At 57.6% G+C, this 21,821-nt stretch carries 19 protein-coding genes and 2 pseudogenes; 4 read left to right on the top strand and 17 right to left on the bottom strand.

Going from position 1 to position 21,821, the window contains the following annotated elements; translation table 11 throughout:
- Positions 1-299: 299 nt before the first annotated feature.
- The 5 genes from ACIPIN_RS01215 to ACIPIN_RS01235 all read right to left on the bottom strand — a co-directional run bounded on the left by ACIPIN_RS01215 (position 300) and on the right by ACIPIN_RS01235 (position 4,655).
- Positions 300-758 carry an REP-associated tyrosine transposase gene (locus ACIPIN_RS01215; protein WP_401114155.1) on the bottom strand — a complete coding sequence of 153 codons (459 nt, stop codon included), beginning with the start codon at positions 756-758 and terminating at the stop codon, positions 300-302.
- Between the two features lie 90 nt (positions 759-848).
- On the bottom strand, positions 849-1,931 hold the full coding sequence (locus ACIPIN_RS01220; RefSeq protein WP_401114702.1) for a polyamine ABC transporter substrate-binding protein: 1,083 nt from the start codon (positions 1,929-1,931) through the stop codon (positions 849-851).
- 80 nt (positions 1,932-2,011) lie between these two features.
- On the bottom strand, positions 2,012-2,353 hold the full coding sequence (locus ACIPIN_RS01225) for a cupin domain-containing protein (RefSeq protein WP_401114157.1): 342 nt from the start codon (positions 2,351-2,353) through the stop codon (positions 2,012-2,014).
- A 29-nt stretch (positions 2,354-2,382) separates the two neighbouring features.
- A complete protein-coding gene (locus ACIPIN_RS01230) occupies positions 2,383-3,789 on the bottom strand; it encodes an NAD(P)/FAD-dependent oxidoreductase (RefSeq protein ID WP_401114160.1) in 1,407 nt (468 codons plus the stop codon).
- 50 nt (positions 3,790-3,839) lie between these two features.
- Positions 3,840-4,655 (bottom strand): nuclear transport factor 2 family protein, encoded by an 816-nt coding sequence (locus tag ACIPIN_RS01235; RefSeq protein ID WP_401114162.1) that lies wholly within the window; start codon positions 4,653-4,655, stop codon positions 3,840-3,842.
- Positions 4,656-4,929: 274 nt separating this feature from the next.
- Here ACIPIN_RS01235 and ACIPIN_RS01240 point away from each other — a divergent pair, with 274 nt between their 5' ends.
- Complete coding sequence (locus ACIPIN_RS01240) at positions 4,930-5,205, top strand: DUF1652 domain-containing protein (RefSeq protein WP_401114165.1); 276 nt, start codon at positions 4,930-4,932, stop codon at positions 5,203-5,205.
- Between the two features lie 81 nt (positions 5,206-5,286).
- Here the strand turns inward: ACIPIN_RS01240 and ACIPIN_RS01245 are convergent, their stop codons facing one another.
- Complete coding sequence (locus ACIPIN_RS01245) at positions 5,287-7,761, bottom strand: UvrD-helicase domain-containing protein (RefSeq protein WP_401114168.1); 2,475 nt, start codon at positions 7,759-7,761, stop codon at positions 5,287-5,289.
- A 276-nt stretch (positions 7,762-8,037) separates the two neighbouring features.
- Here ACIPIN_RS01245 and ACIPIN_RS01250 point away from each other — a divergent pair, with 276 nt between their 5' ends.
- A complete protein-coding gene (locus ACIPIN_RS01250) occupies positions 8,038-8,733 on the top strand; it encodes a pirin family protein (RefSeq protein WP_123424563.1) in 696 nt (231 codons plus the stop codon).
- A gap of 68 nt (positions 8,734-8,801) precedes the next feature.
- Here the strand turns inward: ACIPIN_RS01250 and pgm are convergent, their stop codons facing one another.
- From pgm to ACIPIN_RS01270, 4 genes and pseudogenes are all read right to left on the bottom strand, one after another.
- The gene (pgm, locus tag ACIPIN_RS01255) at positions 8,802-10,448 is read right to left on the bottom strand and encodes a phosphoglucomutase (alpha-D-glucose-1,6-bisphosphate-dependent) (protein ID WP_401114171.1); all 1,647 of its coding nucleotides are present in this window, start codon (positions 10,446-10,448) and stop codon (positions 8,802-8,804) included.
- A 125-nt stretch (positions 10,449-10,573) separates the two neighbouring features.
- Positions 10,574-11,895 (bottom strand): annotated as a pseudogene (locus tag ACIPIN_RS01260) (aminotransferase class I/II-fold pyridoxal phosphate-dependent enzyme).
- Positions 11,896-11,950: 55 nt separating this feature from the next.
- Entirely contained in the window at positions 11,951-13,426 is a 1,476-nt protein-coding gene (locus ACIPIN_RS01265) for a hypothetical protein (protein WP_401114174.1), read from the bottom strand.
- Between the two features lie 598 nt (positions 13,427-14,024).
- Positions 14,025-15,047: a zinc-dependent alcohol dehydrogenase family protein gene (locus tag ACIPIN_RS01270; RefSeq protein ID WP_401114176.1), complete on the bottom strand. Its 1,023-nt coding sequence runs from the start codon at positions 15,045-15,047 to the stop codon at positions 14,025-14,027.
- Positions 15,048-15,314: 267 nt separating this feature from the next.
- Between ACIPIN_RS01270 and ACIPIN_RS01275 the strand changes: the two genes are divergently transcribed.
- On the top strand, positions 15,315-16,229 hold the full coding sequence (locus ACIPIN_RS01275) for a LysR family transcriptional regulator (RefSeq protein ID WP_401114179.1): 915 nt from the start codon (positions 15,315-15,317) through the stop codon (positions 16,227-16,229).
- Positions 16,230-16,495: 266 nt separating this feature from the next.
- Here ACIPIN_RS01275 and ACIPIN_RS01280 read toward each other — a convergent pair whose 3' ends face one another.
- The 7 genes and pseudogenes from ACIPIN_RS01280 to ACIPIN_RS01310 all read right to left on the bottom strand — a co-directional run bounded on the left by ACIPIN_RS01280 (position 16,496) and on the right by ACIPIN_RS01310 (position 20,868).
- A complete protein-coding gene (locus ACIPIN_RS01280) occupies positions 16,496-17,407 on the bottom strand; it encodes an AraC family transcriptional regulator N-terminal domain-containing protein (RefSeq protein ID WP_401114704.1) in 912 nt (303 codons plus the stop codon).
- A 25-nt stretch (positions 17,408-17,432) separates the two neighbouring features.
- Positions 17,433-17,594, bottom strand: a pseudogene (locus ACIPIN_RS01285) (XdhC family protein); the annotation flags it as partial.
- Positions 17,595-17,680: 86 nt separating this feature from the next.
- Complete coding sequence (locus ACIPIN_RS01290) at positions 17,681-18,043, bottom strand: hypothetical protein (protein WP_401114182.1); 363 nt, start codon at positions 18,041-18,043, stop codon at positions 17,681-17,683.
- A gap of 76 nt (positions 18,044-18,119) precedes the next feature.
- Positions 18,120-18,476 (bottom strand): hypothetical protein, encoded by a 357-nt coding sequence (locus ACIPIN_RS01295; protein WP_401114184.1) that lies wholly within the window; start codon positions 18,474-18,476, stop codon positions 18,120-18,122.
- A gap of 241 nt (positions 18,477-18,717) precedes the next feature.
- Complete coding sequence (locus ACIPIN_RS01300) at positions 18,718-19,134, bottom strand: ester cyclase (protein ID WP_401114187.1); 417 nt, start codon at positions 19,132-19,134, stop codon at positions 18,718-18,720.
- A 92-nt stretch (positions 19,135-19,226) separates the two neighbouring features.
- A complete protein-coding gene (locus tag ACIPIN_RS01305) occupies positions 19,227-19,988 on the bottom strand; it encodes an SDR family NAD(P)-dependent oxidoreductase (RefSeq protein ID WP_401114190.1) in 762 nt (253 codons plus the stop codon).
- 37 nt (positions 19,989-20,025) lie between these two features.
- Complete coding sequence (locus tag ACIPIN_RS01310; RefSeq protein WP_401114192.1) at positions 20,026-20,868, bottom strand: SDR family oxidoreductase; 843 nt, start codon at positions 20,866-20,868, stop codon at positions 20,026-20,028.
- A 469-nt stretch (positions 20,869-21,337) separates the two neighbouring features.
- Here ACIPIN_RS01310 and ACIPIN_RS01315 point away from each other — a divergent pair, with 469 nt between their 5' ends.
- Complete coding sequence (locus ACIPIN_RS01315; protein ID WP_401114195.1) at positions 21,338-21,811, top strand: (2Fe-2S)-binding protein; 474 nt, start codon at positions 21,338-21,340, stop codon at positions 21,809-21,811.
- Positions 21,812-21,821 lie beyond the last annotated feature (10 nt).

Genomic DNA, 21,821 nt, shown 5'->3' on the forward strand with positions numbered 1-21,821 from the left:
CCAAGCCGTCCACATTGACGAGCGCTTCGCACTCGAACGCCGGCTACGCCAGCTGCTACAAAAGCCACGGCGCATACATATCCGTAGCAGTTGCCGAAGGCGACGTTCGGCTGCGCAGCAGTCGTAAAACCATACCCTGCGGTACTTCAGGCTCACCGAGTCGTCCACATTGACGAGCGCTTCGCACTCGAACGCAGGCTACGCCAGCTGCTACAAAAGCCACGGCGCACACAATTCTGTAGCAGTTGCCGAAGGCGGCGTTCGGCTGCGCAGCAGTCGTAAAACCGGGCGCGTCAGTATCAGAACCAGCACGCGTCCCATAAGGGGTAATCATGAACCCGTTCAACCAACCCGGCACGAATCGGGTTTTGAATAACGTATCGCGCAAGGGTTTTCACGTCCTCGTCCTCACGAACAGCTCGATCGTGATACCCCTTCTGCCACAAACGTCCTTTACGCCCTAACGCCTGATTCACCGCCAGGCTGCTGCGTGACTTGATACGACACATCACTTGCGCCAACGTCTTTTCTCGCAGTTCAAGCAAGCAATGAAAATGGTTTGGCATCACGACCCAGGTCAAGAAGTCTGCCCAGTCATCTTCCTGAACGAGCCTAAGTTGCTCCACTACCAACCGCCCCAAGCGCCAATTCGCAAAAACCGGCTGGCGCTGATGGACGACCGCAGTCAGCAAGTAAATCCGCCCAGCCTCCGACACCCGCCCCTTGCGCAATCGTCCAGCATTCGTTGAAACAGGCATTCCTTGCCCTCTCATCCATTCATATGAGGCTCAGAACTTACAACGTTAACGACATTCAGGCTGGCGCAATGCTCAACGAGATGTAACCACTCAACTCCCGGTCCGAATCTTGTTCCATAACCGTGTGCGGACTCGGTCGATGTTCAGCGGCATGGACTCCAGAGCGAACAACTTGCCCATCATTTCCGGGCTTGGGTAGACCTTGGTATCGCTCTTGATGGCCGGGTCGATCAGGCTGTCGGCCTGTTCGTTGCCGTTGGCGTAGTGCACGTAGTTACTGATGCCGGCCATGACGTCCGGGCGCAGCAGGTAGTTCATGAAGGCGTAACCGGTCTTCTCATCCGGCGCGTCGGCCGGCATCGCGACCATGTCGAACCAGATAGCCGCGCCTTCCTTGGGGATCGAGTAGCCAATATCCACGCCATTCCTGGCTTCCTTGGCGCGGCTTTCAGCTTGCAGGATGTCGCCGGAGAAACCCACCGCCACACAGATGTCACCGTTAGCCAGGTCGCTGGTGTATTTGGATGAGTGGAAATAGCTGACGTAAGGCCGGACCTTCATCAGCAGCTCTTCAGCTTTTTTGTAGTCCGCCGGATTCTTGCTGTGATGCGGCAGGCCCAGGTAATTCAACGCAGCGGGCAGCAGTTCTGGACCGTTATCGAGAATCGCCACGCCGCACTTCTGCAGCTTTTTCATGTTCTCGGGTTTGAAGATCAGATCCCAGGAATCTACCGGCGCGTTATCACCGAGCACCGCTTTGACCTTGGCAATGTTGTAGCCAATCCCGGTGCTGCCCCACAGGTACGGGAAGCCGTGTTCGTTACCCGGATCGTTGTTTTGCAAAGCCTTGAGCAACACCGGGTTGAGGTTCTTCCAGTTCGGTAGCTGGTTCTTGTCAAGTTTCTTCAGCGCCCCGCCCTCGATCTGCCGCGCCATGAAGTGGTTGGACGGAAACACCACGTCATACCCCGATTTACCGGTCATCAGCTTGCCGTCGAGGGTTTCATTGCTGTCGTAGACGTCATAGCTGAAACCGATGCCGGTTTGCGTCTGGAAGTTTTTCATCGTGTCCGGGGCGATGTAGTCCGACCAGTTGTAGATCTTGACGGTCTCTGCGGCGTGGCTGAATGACGCAGCGAGCATCAGCGGAGCCAGCAGCAATGGGGTCAGCATTGATTGAGCTTTGGGCGTGCGGATCATGATTCGATTCCTGTATGGCGTTTTTATTGGCAGGTTTTCGGGTGATCAGAGGATCAAAAAATCAAGACGTAGGTTTTACGCACGGTTTCCTGGATGTCCCAGATTCCGGTGCTGTTGGCTGGCAACATCAGTGCATCGCCGGCTTCTATGTGCAGGGTTTCGCCGTTGTCCGGGGTGAACGTGCAACGCCCCTGGATGAAGTGACAGAACTCTTGAGCGACGATCTGTCGCCGCCAGCGTCCGGGGGTACATTCCCAAATGCCGGTTTCGACTCCGTCCGAGCGTTCCACGCTGGTGCTCGAAGTCACCGCCACCGGTGTGCCCAATGGCACGGCGACCGGTGCCGACTCTTCCAGAGTGACGAGATGAGTGTTCTTGAACTGGGTAATGCTCATGCTGATACCTGTCGAGGGTGGAAACGCGTTTACTGCATGAAACCTTCCATGAAACCCGCCACCTGACAGGCCAGTTTGCGGCGCCATGGCGCGCTGGTCGGGTCGGCCAGGGTCTGGTCCTCATGGATGAAACTACGAATGATCGCGTTGTAGCCCAACCAGCGCAGCGGCTCTGGCTCCCAGGCTTTGAGCACGTCGAGACCGCCCTGCGGATTAACCCACGGCTGACGAACCCGCTCGGTGTCGCGCCCAAGGATCAGGTCCGCCAGGGTCCTGCCGCCGAGATGGCTCGCGCCGACACCCTCGCCGCCGTAACCGCCAGACAAGGCGATGCCGCTGCGCTGATCGCAGAGCATGTGTGGCCTGAAGCGCCGGGACATGCCCAGGTTGCCGCCCCAGGAGTGGGTGATGTTGACGTTCTTCAGCTGCGGGAAAAGCTCGCCAAACAGATAGCGACGCAGCTCGACTTCACTCTGGCTCAGGTCAAAGTCGTGGCGCAGCTTGCCGGCGAACTGATAGCCGCCACGGGCGCCGAATACCAGACGATTGTCAGCGGTGCGTTGGCCGTAGGTCACCTGACGGCTACTTTCGCTGAAGGCCTGACCACGGCTGAGGCCTATCTCATCCCAGGTCGCGGCAGACAAGGGTTCGGTCGCCACCAGCAAACTCTGCACCGGCAACTGATAACGCCCCAACGGCGCCAACGTCACCGCGTAGCCTTCCACGGCCGGCACGACCCAGCGGCTGCGCACTGAAGCTTTGGCTGTACGCAAGCTGCCGGACTGCAACTGACTGACCGGACTGTTTTCATAGATGCTGACGCCCATGCGCTCCACCGTCCGCGCCAGGCCACGCACCAGCTTTGCCGGCTGGATAGTTGCGCAGTGCGGTGCATAAATTCCGCCATAGGGTTTGGCGACACGGATCTGTTGAGCGAGCTGCTCGGGGTTGAGCCAGCGGTAATCGGCCTCGTTCAGGCCCTGACGGTAGAGCGAGTCCAGATAGCGGCGCAGGCTGCTTTCCTGCTCGGGATAACGGGCGGCGCAATAGAGCACTCCGCCCTTGCGAAAGTCGCAGTCGATGCCTTCACGTTCGAGGACAATTTCCACTTCATCAGGAATGCTGTGCAGCAAATCAAAAGACGCGCGGCGCTGTTCCGCCGGCAAATCGGCAAGCAAACGATCCTCGCCCAGCAGATTGCCCATCAGCCAACCGCCGTTGCGGCCCGATGCGCCGAAACCGGCGGTCTGGGCTTCAATGATGGCGATCTTCAGGTCTGGCGCCTGGCGCTTGAGGTAGTAAGCGGTCCAGAGGCCGGTGTAGCCGGCACCGATGATTGCGACATCGACATCCAGATCCTTCTCAAGCGACGGCCGCGCCAGCAACGGCTCCTCAAGCTGGTCCATCCACAAACTGATAGTGCGCCACGCCGGCATGCAAGACTCCGCCACTCAAACTTCGATGGCGTCGATCCTAGTGCGTCAGTTCAGTGGCTGTCTTGCGCGCGTGCACGCAAAGAAATTTGCTTGGCATAGGCCTTGGGTGACAGGCCGGTGTGCTGGCGAAAGCAGCTATAGAACGCTGAGAGCGAGTTGAAACCGGCGGCGAACGCCAGCTCGTCGATGCGCAGCGGTGGCGTTGCCGTGTCCAGCGCCGTCAGCAAGTGCCGCAGGCGTGCCTGGTTGACGTAACGGTAAAAGCTTTGGCCAAGCACCTGGTTCAGCAGGTAGGAAATCTGATTGCGGCTATAACCGCACTCCTTCGCCACCCGTTGCAGGTCGAGCTCCGGGTCGAGATAGGGTTGCTGACGCTCGAAGTACTGCTGCAAGTCCTCGGCCATGAAACTCAGCTGACGCGGCGAAAGCCCCAGCCGACTGACGGCCGGACGCAAACTGACCGCCGATTTACTGGGCGCCTGTTCGTGCACCAGAGAGGCGTATTCATTGACGCGCCAGATCAGCCCGTCGCGCACGGTAATCGCCTCACTGGAGCGAAACGACACCAGACCTTCGCCGCCGCGTAAAGTCACACGGTACTGAATGAACGCGGTATTGCCGTCCAGGCGAATCCGGTCCGAATGCTCCAGTGCCTCATCCGGATCGCGCGGCATGCTGCTGCGCACATACTCACGCAGCTCACTCAAACCGAGGACGCGGTTCTGGAAAAAGTCGTTGTACTGGATGTCCGGGTGATACAGCGCCATGACGCCGTCCAGGTCCCGGTGCTTCCAGCACAAGTGATAACGCAGCACCGTCTCGCCGGTGGCCTGGGTTTGCAGCGGGCCATCATCATGGGCAGGCATAGAGCACTCACGACAGAAAAACCGAGCTTGCCGAACTTCGACCAAGGCTTCAATGCTCAATTCAACAGCCAGAAACAGCGGCGCTCTGCCCGGCGATCAACAGAACATGATCCAGCTCAAGGAAAACGCTTCAATCGCCAAACGGCCTGAAAGATTTCACGGGGTTTTCACGGGCGAGTGCTATTTTTAAACATTCAAACGGTTGGGCCAGTGAAGGCTCTTCCCTCCTAACCATGAGCTAAAGGAAGCGCTCGATGAAGAAGGCGGGCAACACATGAATAGAGTTTCGTTGAGCAAGGTTACGTTTCCGAACGCCTGCCAGCTGATGCGCTGGCATTTTCATCCCATGGGATTCGAGGCGAGCATGGATGCACCGGGCAGCATGATTGCCCGTTTGTTTGATCGTGCCAGTGGCGAGACCATGATCGCCATTGCCGGAATTCCCTGCGCCACGGTGATGAATGCCGCCGATGTCGAGCGGATAATCGAAGCGGTGGAAGATGAGCTTGAAGCCTTTGTTCCTCCTGTTGCCCTGAGAAGTCTTGCTTGAACCGCCATCTTTGACATCAAAGCCCACAGTCAGTGGGCTTTTTTATGTTCGAAGGTATTCCTGATTCCTGCGCCATCCTGCTCAGACTGAAAGCTTTCCGGCGCGCTGATCCGCGAAGAAGGGCTTGCCCTGCGCGATCCTGTCAGATGCCTTGGGCAGATTGACCGATTGATTGTCCTGGCCATCGACATACCAATAGCAATGCTTCACTGCTCGGGTGATGCCGACGTAAGCCAACCGCAAAATCTCGTCTTTCTGCGCACTGTCATAAGGCTCCGCGTCACCGTCCTTGCCCAACCCGGCCATGCGATAGACCTGATTCTTGTACGGTGAGCTGGTCAGGTGCTGGCAATCGCCCAGCAGGAATACCGCGTCTGCCTGAAGCCCCTTGGCACTGTGATAGGTCAACTGCTTGAGCCGTCGGGTTTCGAAAGGCAAGCTAGAATCAGCATTAACTACAGGTGAAATATGCTCTTCAATCAATAACTTATCGCTACTTTTTCGATACAACATCAAGATTGAATCACCGTTTCGATAGTGTTCCATCAGACGCTTGGCCATGGCCGCATCATCCCGATCATGGATGTTGACTGGCAACAGTTCCCCAGGCTCGCCACTGGCCTTGGCTTTTTTGCCCGGGATTGCCGGCGCGGCGCGCACGATATGCTCGGCGGCGTCGATGATGTGCTGATGGCTGCGATAGTTTTCGCTGAGCATCACCCGCGTGGTGCCGGGCGACGGGAACTCCTTGTTGAATTCCATGAAGTACTTCGGCGAACTGCCGCGCCAGCCATAGATCGACTGCCAGTCATCGCCGACACACAGCAGGGACGAGCGCTGAGCCCCACGCCCAACATGCATGGCCGGACCACGGCTGCGGATCTCCGTCAGAGTTGCACGAATCCAGGAGACAATTTGTGGGGATACGTCCTGAAATTCGTCGATCATCAAGTGCGACATCGGTCGCAGCAACTCATCGCTCAGCAGTTTGAGGTTTTCCGGCGAATGTTCGCTGAACAAGGCGAACATGCGGTTGTAGGTCATCACCGGCGGCGACTGATCCAGCAGGTGATCCTCCAGGGCTCGCCAGTACAGGCTAAGGGCCTCAAAGAACAAGCGATCCGGATCGTCCTTGGCGAAACTCATCTGACCCACGGCAGCAGGAACATCCAGCCCGAGGTTTTCGATAAAGCTGGCCGCCGCGACAAAACAATCGAGCAGCGGCGCGGAACCCAGTTCACCCTTGACCTTGTAGTCGAACCCCGGCCCGGCGCTGGCATCCCCTGCGAGCGTGGCCAAAACGCGCTTTGAAGATTCGTAACTATCTAGCCAAATCAAAGGTTTACGGCAGAAAGCTTGAAATAGGGTGCGCTTGACTGCCCATTCGGCGCGAACCGTCAGTTTGGCGTTGGGACGGCTGACTTGCGGGTTCTCACGGGGATCGAAGCCCAACACGACCCAGGCATCGAGCGTCGGGATATAACCGTGACAATGGAAGGTCGAACCGTTGATCTCGAATGTCTGGCGGCTGGGCTCAATGCCCTTGATCGGCCAGGCGCCTGCGCGAATCCACAGATCTTCGACGGTATCGCAGAGTTCTTCATCGCGCTTGGCTGCCAGCTCGGTCACCGCCATGCGCTTTTGCACATCCGGGTGATCGCGCTCCAGCTCCTTGAGCTGCAAGGCATGGCGCGACAGCGGCTTGATCAGTTCGCGAAAGCGCTCGTCTTGAGTAAACAGCCGGTGAAAACAGGCATTGAGTTGCTGGCGCTGAGTGTCGTTGATCCGCAGATCGAACGGGTTGCTGTCGACCTCTGCATCATCGAGCAGAGAACGTGCACTGAGGTTTTCGAAGGCTTGCAGCCGCTCGAATCCCGGCAGGCTGCGGACCATCGGCAGAATGCGTGAGTGAAAGGTTCGCACCAGGTCGCGGGCGTCTTTCTGAGAAAGTGTGCGACCCCATACGGCAAACAGCCCTATCAGCTTGTTGATGAAGTCCTTGCGCGATTCGCGGGTGAACGTCACCACGGTCAATGAGTCGAGTTCAAACCCCAGGTAATGGGTCAGCAGCAAAATGCGCAGCGCCAGGGTCGTCGACTTCCCGGCACCCGCGCCGGCGATCACCGAGGTCGAGGGGGTGTCGCTGAAAATCATTTTCCACTGTGCGGCGCTCGGCTGCGCCGACTCTGGCAACAGTCGGGCGACATCGGCCTTCATGCGTTTTTTGACATCGGCGCTCAATGGCAACCGCCAGTCGTCGAACAGGTTTTCATCGATACGCGGTGCCGGATGCTCGGTGGATCGGCTGTCGCGAATCAACAGCACCTGGCGGCCTTCTTCTATTCCTTCGAGCTTGCCTTCCTTGTAGCCGTAGTCCACGCCCGCGCTATGACCGCTGCGAAAGCCATCGGCCTGGCCGTGCAGCCAGGACGCCCGGTGTTGAGCGCGCAGGCGGTTGAGGCCGTGGCCAAAAAAACGCGCGGCCAGGCGTTTGAGCAACGGCATCTCGGCCAGGGGCAAAAGCTCGGAAGGAAGATCGGGATTGTGTCGCGGCACGCTGACTCCAGGGTGTGAGGCTGTTGCAGGCTATGGTGTCTTCATTTGCCGGCGAGTTCTAGTCAAATGCTTATCCATCATTGGCTTAAGCGATGAAGTGAATGCTGAAACGCAGAATTTAGCCTTCAATTTATATCTACTAAACTGATTGAATTGAGGCAGTTTTTACGCTTTTTATCGATTGTTAACTGATAGATGATGCTCGCCATCAACCACCGGTTCTCGTTTTGCGGCTCAAGCGTTCCGCCCCATGACGAACCTTTTCAGGAGACGATCATGCTTGAACTCAGACCCTTCAACTCCCTGGGCGGCGCCCATCATGGCTGGTTGGATGCCCATCACCACTTTTCGTTCGCCGAGTACCATGACCCAAAACGCATGAACTGGGGCAATCTGCGGGTGTGGAACGACGATGTGATTGCGCCGGGTACCGGTTTCCCGAAACACCCGCATCGGGACATGGAAATCATCACCTACGTTCGCGAAGGTGCGATCAGCCATGAAGACAACCTGGGTAACAAGGGCCGCACCGAAGCCGGTGATGTACAGGTCATGAGCGCCGGCACCGGGATTGCTCACAGCGAGTACAACCTGGAATCGACGGCGACGAAGATTTTCCAGATCTGGATCATCCCGAATGAAACCGGGCTGGCACCGTCCTGGGGCGCCAAACCGTTTCCTGAAGGTCAGCGCGAAGGTTTCGTGACCCTGGCCAGCGGCAAGGCCGGCGACGACCAAAGCCTGCGGATCCGTGCCGATGCAAGGTTGGTGGCGGCAAACCTGAAGGCCGGCGAAACCGCCGAGTACCGACTGGACAACGGTCGCCGGGCGTACCTCGTACCCGCCACTGGAGTCATTGAAGTCAATGGCTTGCGTGCACAAGCTCGAGACGGTGTAGCGGTTGCGCAGGAGCAACTTCTGCGAGTCACAGCGATAGAAGACAGTGAAATCGTGTTGGTGGACCTGGCTTGATGCGCTGAATGCCGGACAAAAAAAAGGGGTGACCATTTTGGTCACCCCTTTTTTGTGCCTTGTGGCAATTACTTCGCGCTGATCGCGCTATCCACCAGTGTCTGAGCTTCGCTGACCAACTGCTTGAGGTGATCGTCGCCAATGAAACTTTCGGCGTAGATCTTGTAAATATCCTCGGTGCCCGAAGGACGAGCCGCGAACCAGCCATTTTCGGTCATGACTTTCAGGCCGCCGATCGCCTGATCGTTGCCCGGCGCCTTGCTGAGAATGCTCTGGATCGCTTCGCCGGCCAGTTGTGTCGACTTGACCTGCTCCGGTGACAGCTTGCCGAGCAAGGCTTTTTGCTCAGGGTTGGCCTTGGCGTCGACGCGTACCGAGAACGGTTCACCCAGCTCATCGGTCAATGCGCGATAAGCCTGGCTTGGATCACGCCCGGTGCGAGCGGTCATTTCAGCCGCCAGCAAGGCTGGAATCAGGCCGTCCTTGTCGGTGCACCAGACGCTGCCATCCTTACGCAGGAACGACGCACCGGCGCTTTCTTCGCCACCAAAGCCCAGCGAGCCGTCGAACAAGCCGTCGGCGAACCATTTGAAACCGACCGGCACTTCGTACAGACGACGATTCAGGCGTTTGGCAACGCGGTCGATCAAGCCACTGCTGACCACGGTTTTACCCACGGCAGCGTCGGCGCGCCATTGCGGGCGGTTCTGGAACAGATAGTCGATGGACACGGCCAGGTAGTTGTTCGGCGCCAGCAAGCCACCGGACGGGGTGACTATGCCGTGACGGTCGTGGTCCGGGTCGCAGGCAAACGCCACGTCGAAACGCTCTTTCAAGCCGATCAGGCCTTGCATGGCATAGCTGGACGATGGGTCCATGCGAATCTGCCCGTCCCAGTCGACGGACATGAAACGGAACGTTGGATCAACCTGGGTGTTCACCACGTCAAGGTTCAGACGGTAATGCTCGGCAATGGCCGACCAGTAGCGCACCCCTGCTCCGCCCAACGGATCCACGCCCAGACGCAGATTGGCGCCACGAATGGCGTCGAAGTCGATCACGTTGACCAAGTCGGCGACGTAAGTATTGAGATAGTCGTGACGATGGGTGGTGCTGGCCTTGAGCGCCTGCTCGTAGCTGATGCGTTTGACCCCGGCGAGCTTGTTGGCCAGCAACTCGTTGGCCTTGGCCTCGATCCACTTGGTGATGTGGGTATCGGCCGGGCCACCGTTGGTGGGGTTGTACTTGTAGCCGCCGCTTTGCGGTGGGTTGTGGGACGGCGTGATGACGATGCCGTCCGCGAGCCCCGAAGTGCGGCCGCGGTTGTAGCAAAGAATGGCGTGGGAAATGGCCGGGGTCGGCGTGTACTCGTCGCCTTCAGCAATCATCACGGTCACGCCATTGGCGGCCAGGACTTCCAGCGCACTGGCGCCGGCCGGCGTCGATAGCGCGTGGGTGTCGATGCCGACAAACAACGGACCGTCAATGCCCTGGGCTTCGCGATACAGGCAGATGGCCTGGCTGATGGCCAGAACGTGCCATTCGTTGAAACTCAGCTCGAACGAACTGCCACGATGACCTGAAGTACCGAACGCAACGCGCTGGGTGGAGATCGAAGCATCGGGTTGGCCAGTGTAATAGGCCGTTACCAGTCGCGGGATGTCGACCAACAACTCTGCCGGCGCCGGTTTGCCCGCAAAAGGACTGAGTGTCATGCAAAACCTCTAAAGAAGAGTGGTTCAGGAATAGGGACGCAGTTTACTGACAGTTTGACCAGAGAGCGACGATATCTATCCAGACGAAATCTATCCAGCCTTCAGCAGGCTATTTTACTGCCCGGTCAATCGGTAAGTTCGAGCCTCAACGCATCCGCCAGCATCGTCAATGCAACATCGAGATCATGCTGTCCACTGAATGTGTGGCTTAGCCTGACGTTCTGCGAATGCAACCCATGCAGGCTGAACAACTCGCCTGGCGCAATCACCACGTGTTGCTTGAGCATGCGCTGGAAGACCCGACGCACATCGACCGGTCGCAATGAGCGCGCCCAGATGGTAGCTCCACCCACCGGCTCGACAAACTCCAGCGAGTCGCTCAAACGCTCCTGCAGCAGCTGGGTCATCCGGGTTTTGCGCTCTTTCAATAACCGACGCAGCACCAGCAAATGCTGATCAATACGGCCGCTGCTGTACAAACGTGCGATAGCTTTCTGACGGATCGGCGACAGGCGAAATGAGCGCAGCAAAAAGTGTCGTTGCAACTCCACGCTCAATTGTCGCGACAGCAGATACCCGTAAGGCGCCTCAGGCCCCATGAGCTTCTCGAAGGTGGAAAACACGATCAGGCGATCAGGATCGAGCAGATCGCGAAAGCGACTTTCATTCGGCTCGTGACCGAGTTCGCCGTACACATCGTTCTCCAGCACCCAACTGCCGTGTTGCTCCAACAGCTCGGCGGTGGACTGCCTGTTGTCGGACGGCATCAGGCTACCGCGCGGCATGCTGACGCCCGATGACAGCACTACCAGGCGAACCGCCTCGGTCTTGAGCAAATGCCCAAGCGACTCAAGGTCAAGGCAGCCGTTGTCGTCTATCGGCAATTCGATTACCTGCACACCGGCGGTCTGGAACAAACGCAAAATGGTCCAGTCACAGGGCGATTCGACCAACACAGTCGCGTCTTTGAGTCCGAGCACCGCGATCAGTATTTCCAGCACGCCACGCAAGTCGGCACCGATGTAAACGTCATCGGCATGCCAGCAGCGTGCCGGTGAAGTGGTGTAGCGTGCCGCCAGCGCGATACGTAGCTCCAGCTCGCCACATGGTTGCGAGTGAAGCTGCGGTTGCCGCGGATACTGGCGCACCAATTCGCGCTCCAGCAGTAACAACGGACTGTCCAGGGATTGCAAGAGCGCCGGCTCGTCGGTGCTCAAGATCAGCATCCCCGGGCGCCTTGCGCTGACATAGACCGATTCAAGCAGGTCGTTGACAATGCGGAGGGCATGGCGTACTGGATGGTTGAAATCGACACGCTCAACCGGTCTGCAAGCTGCCTCAACGAAGGCAGTTTGATCGGTGTTTCAGCCCCCATTTCATTGATCAGGCTGGTCAAGTATCGGTACACGGCCTGGTAGGCAAAATCGGTTTCTCTTTGTCCTTTCATGGGCGGTGGCCGATTGCTGTACGCGTGTTTTTTGAATCGGTCAAACCAGGCTCCTTCAACGTCTCGCCGACAGTTCACTCAGCGCATCAGCCTCCTCGAACTCTCCCTGCTCTTCAGTGTTCAAGCCCGGATCAGCCGTCTCAAGTCCGATTCCGGCAACCGAACGCATGCCGTAGAGTTTGCAGATCAAGCTGATGGACAAACCACTGACGTCGATCATCCATTGCACGACTTGCTCGGGAGCGGCATGGCCCTGCATCGCTTTGTGCAACTCGGGCATCGCTACCAACATGCCGGGATGACAGCGGCGTAAAAAGTTTTCCAACCCGGCACCTGCATCGACAAAGGGTGCAAAGAGCAGGCACAGCTGCTGTGTTTCATTGAGTCCCAGTGTTTGCTGAGCCTCGACCGCCGCCTGGGCCCGCAGTTCTGGCATTACCTGCCGATTGCCGTAAACGTCCAGCACCTGATCGCAAAGGCGCTCGGGCAGGCGTCGTCTGCGCATCATCAACAGCGCCCGCTGAATGTACGCTCTGAATCCGCTTTCGTAGGTCAGGCCTTTCACGAAACTGGCCTGCAAGCCCCGTAAATGGGCCGAAAGCAAAGGACTGGCGTATTCGTTTTCGCGCAGGTGGGCGTCAACTTCATCGGGTTGCAGCCCGAGAAAATCGGTGAGCAATGGCCAGCGCTCTTCCATGTTGCCGGTTACCAGGTCCTGGATATCGATGTAGTCCGCACCGCGTCGCGTCTCAAAACTCTCGCGTGGCCGCCACTCGACGGTTTCATGGCCCGCGTAAAGCTCGCGATAACAATCGCCACCCAACTGATCGAGCGTTGAAAACAACCCGTCGAAACTGCAGGCGGGATGAGTGATCGCCGGTAGACCGGCCTTTTGCGCACCTCGCGCCAGTCCCGCCAGAAACTGCTTCTGCTGACGCGCTGTCTCACCGCTGATCAACGCATCGACACCGCCTTCCCATCGGGTCATCTGCGTGTAGAACTCGCCTGTGGCCAGATAACAGTCGTCACACGCTTCGAACACCCCGTCTGTCCCTCGCAGGTGACCGAGCATCAGCATGTTTGTGCGATTCAAATCGCGGCCAGCGTCAGACATCGGTGCCAAATGACTGAATGGCAGCACCTCGCGGTTATCAACCATCAACACCTCGATCCGAGGATCGTCGTAGACAAACAGGGCACCGTAGCTGCGGTGAATATTCTCCATGATCGTCGATGTCGTCCCGCCCAGACGTAGCGTGGCGACACGCAGCTGGAAGGTCGCTGGTGCTCTGCCCGCGATACTCAACTGCGCGGCACGCAGGAACGCCAATGTGTAGCAACTGTCTCGTGTTCCCGAGTGCATCATCAGCACCTTGTAAGTGCCGATTCTCTCCATGCCCCCGGCAACCACCACCAGACGCTGGATTAAAAGCTGCAATGCAGTACGCTCCGCGCGGGAAAAGAAACTCAGCAACCGCTGCAAAACTTGCTGGTAGACATAGTTCATCGCTTGATCATGAATAGAGCTCATTGTCATTTACCTGATATTCAAAAAGTCGACATCGAACAAACAATCATTTGCTTGCACGACCTGCGATCGGTGATGGCTGATTACGGCTTGTCGTGAGTATCTGCTGTCAAATGCTAACACTTTGATTGTGGTAACTATTTGAAACGATTGTTTAGCAATAACTTTCATGAATGGACAAATCGCCTACACCGCCCGAGATAGAGAGCTCCAGCAGACAGGAAGGACGGCCTAGGACTATTCCGACAGCGTCCCACAGACAATGAGCACGAGAAATAAAGAAACCAGAGCAGTGCAATAGTTCGGCAACTAATAAGCGAACCGATTACTTCCCATATTTTAACGCGAGGCGCAGATGAGCAATGGTCCGCATACGTAGTACCAGAACCAGCACCGGTTAAAAGAAAATGCCCAGCCATGACTCATTCCTTGAGATGAAAGTAATCACTCAATTATCAGGGCTTATATGATGATTAGAAGATACAGATCAGGAGCAAAAACCAGTTCAGTTGCTGAACCAATAAATCACGAAGGGGGAATTAGAGGTTTGTAAGTCCAGCAAAAACGCAAGAGTCCGTAAACACGGACTCTTGCGCAAGGGTCATGCCGGTTCGACTTGAAGCGCCACACGTTCGCGACAAGGACACTCATCCATGTAACGGTGCGCCTCGACAAACGCGGTAAACGGGAAGACCCGGGTCTTGAGTGGCAGCAGAACACGGTCAGCCGTCAACTGGTTGATATCACGCAAGGCCCGTTGCAGTGCGACCTGATCCTGAACGATGCCAAGTTCCGGTTTGCCCGTGAAGTTGCCGATGCAGTGCACGAAGAACTGAATGTTTTTCTGGAACGCTGCACATGCCGGGAATGGTGTCTGGTTACCGCCTTGCAGACCATACAGCACCAGGCTGCCACGAGGCGCCAGCACGTCACCGAGCAACGACATCTGTGGACCGCCAAGGCCGTCGAATACCACGTCGACACCGCGATTGTCGGTGAGCTTGTTGATCTGCATGAGCAGATCCTGCTCTTCAGTGACAATCACCTTCTCGGCACCGAGGGACAACAGGTACTCGCGCTCTTCGGCGGTTTTGGTCGCGGCAATGACCCGCACACCCAGAGCCTTGCCCAGTTGCACAAAGGACGGTCCGGCGCAGTGGCTCGCGTCGGTTACCAGCGCAAACTGCCCCGGCTTGACCCGTGCCAGATCGGCGTAAGCAAAATAGGCAACCAACAGCGGCGTGTAATGCACGGCGGCTTCGACCGGACTCAGCACATCCGGGTAACGCGTCAGCGCCGAACGCGGCAGAACGATTTGCTCGCCATAAACGGGATAGTCATTGGGGCTTTCTGCCGGGAAGCTGGCGACCTTGTCACCCACCGCCAGATCATCGACACCTTCGCCGATGGCCGTCACCACGCCGGCCATTTCATGACCAAGGCCAGACGGTAACCGGGCATGGGAAGACGCCAGGTTCTGACGCCAGAGGATGTCATACCAACTGATGCCAATCGCCTCGACACGCACCTGCACTTCGCCCGGTGCTGGCAGAGCGGCCGCATGCTCTTCGCATTTGAGCACCTCGGCTGGACCAAACTTGTGAAAACGGATCGTGCGGGACATCGCAAACCTCGTCAAAGTAACCTCTAATGCCCTGAACTCTATCTGGGCTTTCTGGCCAAGACCATCAGTGGCTATTAATAGTCGACATGCCTGTCATTGATTCCGCAGCTCCGGCGATACGTCAATCAACGTAGAAAACCGAACCAGCATTTTGGGAAAACTGAATTACTCGGTGCAGAGTACCAGTCTTTCCCCGTAAGATTCATGCCGGCCATTGTTCTCATATGGCCGCTCCCGTCAAGTTTGCTGACTCTGCCAGGACTCCAGATGAATCGTAATGACCTGCGTCGTGTCGACCTGAACCTGTTGATCGTGTTCGAAACCCTCATGCATGAACGCAGCGTGACCCGCGCGGCAGAGAAACTGTTTCTCGGCCAGCCGGCCATCAGTGCCGCGTTGTCGCGCCTGCGCGGTCTGTTCGACGACCCGCTATTTGTGCGTACCGGCCGCAGCATGGAGCCTTCAGCCCGGGCAGTGGAAATCTTCGCCCTGCTCTCTCCGGCCTTGGACTCGATTTCTACCGCAGTCAGTCGCGCCGCAGAATTCGATCCGGCCACCAGCACCGCCGTGTTTCGCATTGGTCTCTCGGACGATGTCGAGTTTGCGCTGCTGCCAATGCTGTTGAAGCGCCTGCGTGCCGAGGCACCCGGCATCGTGCTGGTGGTGCGTCGAGTCAATTACCTGTTAATGCCGGGATTGTTGGCCTCGGGTGAAATCTCGATTGGCGTCAGCTACACCACGGATCTGCCAGCCAACGCCAAACGCAAAGTCCTGCGCCGCAGCATGCCGAAATTGCTGCGCGCCGACACCGTACCCGGCGCCTTGAGCCTGGACGATTTCTGCGCTCGCCCGCATGCGCTGGTGTCCTTTGCGGGCGACCTCAGTGGCTTCATCGATGAAGAATTGGAAAAACTTGGCCGCAAGCGTCATGTGGTGCTCGCGGTTCCGCAGTTCAATGGTTTGAGTACATTGCTGGCAGGCACCGACATCGTTGCCATGGTGCCGGACTACACCGCCGATGCGCTGACCGCTGCCGGTGGCGTGCGCGCTGAAGACCCACCGCTGCCGGTGAATGCCTTCGAGTTGCACATGGCCTGGCGCGGCTCCCAGGACAACGACCCGGGTGAACGCTGGCTAAGGTCGCGGATTCAGATGTTTTTTGGCGACCCTGAAAGTCTTTGAAAGGGGCTGGCACATCTCTCGCCAAGGGTGCGTTAGCTGGATTTATTACCATCCAAACGCCCGCTGCCGCCGATTGAGACCAGCTCTACTCCACCGCCATTTTGGGGGGGAGTTATTGGGGGCAAACTCTGTCCACTAAAAAGTATGCCCCCAACCATGATTTCCCACCTTGAGACATTACAAGGCGAAAGCTTCGGTGATGCTTGAGTCGGTCGCTTGGCGATCTCACGGTCAGCGAAAGATCGCCATTCGCAGCTGTAACTTATTTACTGCAAGCGCATTCGTTTTATGTCCCTCTGCGGCGGTTCTCCGAACAGACGGCTGTATTCGCGACTGAACTGCGACGAGCTTTCATAGCCCACCAATCCCCCCGCACTGCTTGCGTCGACATTCTGACTTAGCATCAACTGTCGAGCCGCTTGCAGCCGCAATTGTTTCTGATACTGCAGCGGACTCATGCCTGTTACGGTGCGGAAATGCTGGCGAAAGGTAGACGGACTCATGTGCGCATTCGCCGCCAAGTCGTCCATGCGTAGCGCATGGCGAAAGTTAAGTTTCAGCCAGGCAAGCGTCTTGGCGATGTGTTGGCTCGGTGAGCCCGCGGCGACGACATGTAGCAACTGCGAACCATGAGCGCCGCTTAACAGGCGAGCTATGATCTCTTCCTTGATCAGCGGCGCGAGTGTTTCAAGCAGTTCAGGCTCGCTGAGTAGTCCGACCAAACGCTCCAGCGCATCAAGCACCGCGGCGTCCAGCGCCTGTACGGTGATTGGGCGGAACCCTTCATCCTTCATGCGCTGTGACAACCGCATGCGCTCGGCGAGCTGTATCACCGTGGCGCTGTCGAACGTAAGCATCATGCCCAGAAACGGATGTGCAACGCTCGCTTGGGTCACATGTGAAATGACCGGTAGGTCAACGCTGGTAACCATGGACTGACCGGGCGCGTAACTAAGCACCTCCTCCCCCACCATGACCTGCTTGCAGCCTTGCAAGGTCACCCCAATCCCCAGTCCGTAAATACAGTGCACAGGCGCAGTGGAAGACTTGCGTCGATGCAGGCTCAGGCCGGGAACGGCGGTGATCAGGTCGCAATCACTGCGCACAATCTGGCTGACGATGCCGGCGAGACGACTTGTGTCGCTGACAATTTGCTGACTTTTGGTAGCAGGCTGCACAGTGGTCTCCTTGAAAACACGAGGTCTATAGCTGGTCACGAACGACACCGTTGCTGACACGAACAATGTCTGCCATGACCGCCAGGGCAATCTCCGCCGGGGTCTTGCTCCCCAGCCTTAAGCCGATAGGTGCATGAATCCGCTCAAGTACCTGATCTTTCGGTATACCGATGCGCCTGATCCGCTCAGTTGAGTTTTATAACGTCGACTAGCCGTAGCCAGATATTACGAAGTATTTCAGGCCATCTTAATGCCTAATCCAATGAACCCGTTCTACAGTCGATGGAAGATGTGGTCGACATGCGGCCACCCATCCGGAGCAACACCCGCCGCCTGCAGTTGCTGTTGTAACTCAGGGTCATCGATTCGTATCTTCCAGTCGGGGCTTGTTGCTGCCCTCATCCCGATGTCGTAATGATGAATGGCCCTAAGTAAAGACGTTCGATCAGGCAAATACACCGCCAGGGCATTGCCCTTCCAGGCGGCAAAGTTCAGCACCATGGCTTCACAAAACGCAATCTTGGTCTGTGCATCGTCCCTGTCGGCCTGACGGGAGCGATCGACTTGATCGGCAAGTACCGGGTCGACGATCCGGTCGGTGAGCAAGACCTCCGGGGCATTGCTTGCCTGATTCAAGCAGATTGCTGAGCGACCAACGCCCGGCACAGCTGCCAGGCGCTGGAAGTGTTGAGCACAGCCCCATGAGACAACGTCAGCCAATGTGCTTCGCGAACCAGTCCAGGATCAGTTTAGGGTACTGTCCGAAGTAGTTGTAACCCTGAAATCGAAGGTCTGTTCCTTCGATCCAGTACAGCTCTTTGTCTTTGGAAGACAGGGTGTCGAAGATCTCCTGAACATTGGAAGGCTTGGTCAGGAAGTCATTGCGCACTTGAGCGACAAAGGTCGGCAAGGTCACGGCTTTGGCATATTCCATGGGCCAGACATCCGACAAGTGATAGCCGGTGCGCCGATGCAGCGCGGCATCGAAGCGATCGACGCCATTAGCAATTTTTTGCCGCTCCACCGCTGTTTCCACAAATACCCTTGGCGTTACCGGCTGCAGCGCCACCAGCGCTTTGACGTGTTTGAATTCTTTCGGGTGCTTCTTGATCCCGACGATGGTGGCGTGTGAGGGTGTGCCAGGAGGGAGTTGCCGGTTCTGCTGCTTCTACTGCCTGATCCAGTGAATTGACGCTCAAGGTTAAAACAGGTGTCCGTTTGCGGATGCATGGACACCTGAGGCCGCCGTCCTGCATGGGCCACGGATGCCAATTACCCATGGCGACCATGCCCTGAGTTCGACCGTGGACCTATAGCGGTACCGCACCGATCTGCTGAAGCAGACCCAGCAGGTCAGGCTGACCATGCTCTTCAACTATTTGACCATCAGTGAACCGATAGAAATTTACCGCCTTGACCTCGATAGTCTTTCCGGAGGGTGGAACACCCAGGAAGCTTCCATGATGCGTACCGCGCATCGTGAAGCGCGCGGCCACCCTGTCGCCCTCAATAATCAGCTCCTCAAGCGTCCACTGAATATCTGGAAAGCCTGCGCGCATCATCGCAATGATCTCCTGATAGCCGTCCGGCCCCTGCAAAGGCTCAGAACGCCCCGGAACGAAAAACATCGCCTGCGGAGAAATTAGCTCCCCGGCCAACTCATCGCTCGCGGTGTTTATGAAATCAGTGAAGCGCTTCATCAGAAGCTTTTTTGATCCCGTTTCCATGTTGGTTTCCCTTTCTATGTGAGTCGCTTGTAAAACACCGCCTCGAGTTCGTTAGAGGGGCGACTCATAGAGAGCCCCTCGCTGAAGAGCCCTTAAGCCTGGTCGGTGGGCATGATCCACAGTTCGCTGATGGCGGCATGACGTGGGCGGGAGACCATGTAAACCACGCCATCGGCGATGTCCTCGGCCTGCAGCACCTCGGTGCTCTCGTAGAAAGCATCAATGCTGTCGCGCATCATTCCGCTGTTATGCGAGCCCAACTCCGTGTCGACACCGCCAGGCTCCAGCACGCCCACGCGGACATGCTTCTTGGTGATCTCCTGACGCAGGGATTCGGTGAATCCGTTCACGCCGAACTTGGTCATGTTGTAGACGCCATAGTTGGCCCAGGCTACACGGCCAGCGATTGATGAGATGTTGACGATATCGGCGACCCGGCGAGGCCCGTCTTCGGCTGCAGCCAGCAGGTGCGGCAAAGCCGCATTGGTCATGTACAACAGGCCTTTCTGGTTGATCGCAATCATCCGCTCCCATTCCTCGGGATCGGCGCCGACGATAGGGCCAAGCAGCATCAGCCCGGCGTTGTTGACCAGAATGTCCAGCCGCCCGAACCGTACGACGGCGGCCTGAACAGCCGCCTCGGATTGGGCGCGATCGGTGATATCGGCGAGCACCGTGAGGGCGCTGCCACCTACTGCCTGGATTTTCGCAGCGAGGGCATCCAGGCGATCCTGGCGACGAGCAACCAGGACGACACTGGCGCCCTGAGCGGCGAGCGCCCGCGCGGTGGCGTAGCCAATCCCGCTACTGGCGCCGGTGACAAGTGCAACGGTACCTGCAAGTGGTGATGTCATGAGCGTGTCCTTTGTGAACCAGGGTGAAAATCGAGCGTCAGGCGTCGTCGTGAGCAAGAGAGGACGACAACTGACGGTAGGCGTCGGCCTGTGCCAGTAGCGCATTGGCCTTGGACTCGAAGGTCTGCACCGCATCGGAGCCCGCGGCGAAACGAACCGGCGGCTCGTCGAGCCCTGCGAGGTGCACAATCGCGTCGGCGAGCTTGGCAGGGTCACCGCCCTGTTTGCCGTCCATGCCACTCCAGGCCGTGACGGTCTCTCGCGTCCGCTGGGCATAGTCGTCGATAGAGGGGAGCGCGAAGGTGGTGGAATCGGCCGTCAGCAGTTCTGTTCGGAAGAAACCGGGCTCGACCAACATCGTGCGAATGCCGAAGGGTTCGATCTCTGGCGCGAGCGACTCGATCCATCCTTCGAGGCCGAATTTCGCCGCCGCATAGGCCGTACAGAACATGCCGCCAGCGATGCCCGCCGTAGAGGAAATGGTCAGCAACAGACCGGAGCGCTGCTTGCGCATCACCGGCAGTGCTGCACGAGCGACATTCATCGGACCGAACAGCAGCGTTTCGATCTGGCTGCGCACCTGTTCCGGGCTGAGCTCTTCGAAGAAGCCCGCATAGAAGTTACCCGCGTTGTTGACCAGTACATCAATCCGTCCGAACTTGCCGATAGCGGCCTCGACGGCTTCTTGGGCGTCATCGGGACGGGTAACATCGAGCTTGAGGGTCAGCAAGTCTTCATGCTCGCCGATTGCCGCCAGCACTTTCCCGGCATCACGGCCGGTGGCAACGACGGCATGTCCGGCAGCGAGTGCCGCTTTGGCGATGTCTACACCCAGTCCACGGCCTGCACCGGTGATAAACCAAACTTTTCTCTCAGTCATGTGATTGCTCCTTTCTAACGAGTGCCTATTGTGTCGAGCCTCTCCTTTTGGTTGCTGCATCAATCGGCGTATTCATTGCCTAAAATGACGAATATTGTGTCAGTTCAGCCCTCTTCGCTCTGACCTCTCGCAGCAGTTCTTCACGGCTCGTGAAGGGGCCCTCCTTGGGCGAATACAAACTGCCAGTAACGAGAACGCAGTGACTCGGATCTCCAAGTCCTCCACCAGCTTTTAAAGTATGCGTCGACCAATCATCCATAGAGTTGCCCGATCCAGTTCTTTCATTGCCTTATTCAATCACCGCTTCAGGAATTTCAAGCGTCGTGAGTCGCGCGCTTTGAACGCTCAGCTCATCCGTCAAATTGGGCAATCATTGAAGCAGATCGCGCAATCGATCCAGGAAGCACAGCGCTACAGTTGGCAAACGCCCGGAACACGATCTCACTCATTCATGGAGAGCTGTCCCACTATGAGCGCCCTGAACATCAATGGCCGTGACTATACGGTTGACGTAGACCCTGGCACCCCGATTCTCTGGACTTTGCGCGACGCGCTGGGCATGACCGGCACCAAGTTTGGCTGCGGGGCAGCACTGTGCGGGGCTTGTACTGTTCACCTTGATGGACAGGCCATTCGTTCCTGTGTCACGCCTATCGCGGCCGCCGAGGGCAGGAAGATCACCACCATCGAAGCAGCAACCAATGGCAGCGACCCGGTTGGTACCGCCGTGCACGAGGCATGGGTCAAACACGACGTGGCGCAATGCGGTTATTGCCAGAGCGGCCAGATCATGAGCGCGACGGCTTTCCTCAAGACCCAACCCAAGGGAAAGCAACCCACGGCGGCCGAGATCGACTCGGCAATGGCTGGCAACATCTGCCGCTGCGGCACTTACGCTCGTATCCGCGCGGCGGTGGCTGATGCCGCCAAAGCCCTCGCCTGAATGGAGTTTT

The sequence above is a fragment of the Pseudomonas sp. NPDC087697 genome, from assembly GCF_044743155.1.
Classification (GTDB): domain Bacteria; phylum Pseudomonadota; class Gammaproteobacteria; order Pseudomonadales; family Pseudomonadaceae; genus Aquipseudomonas.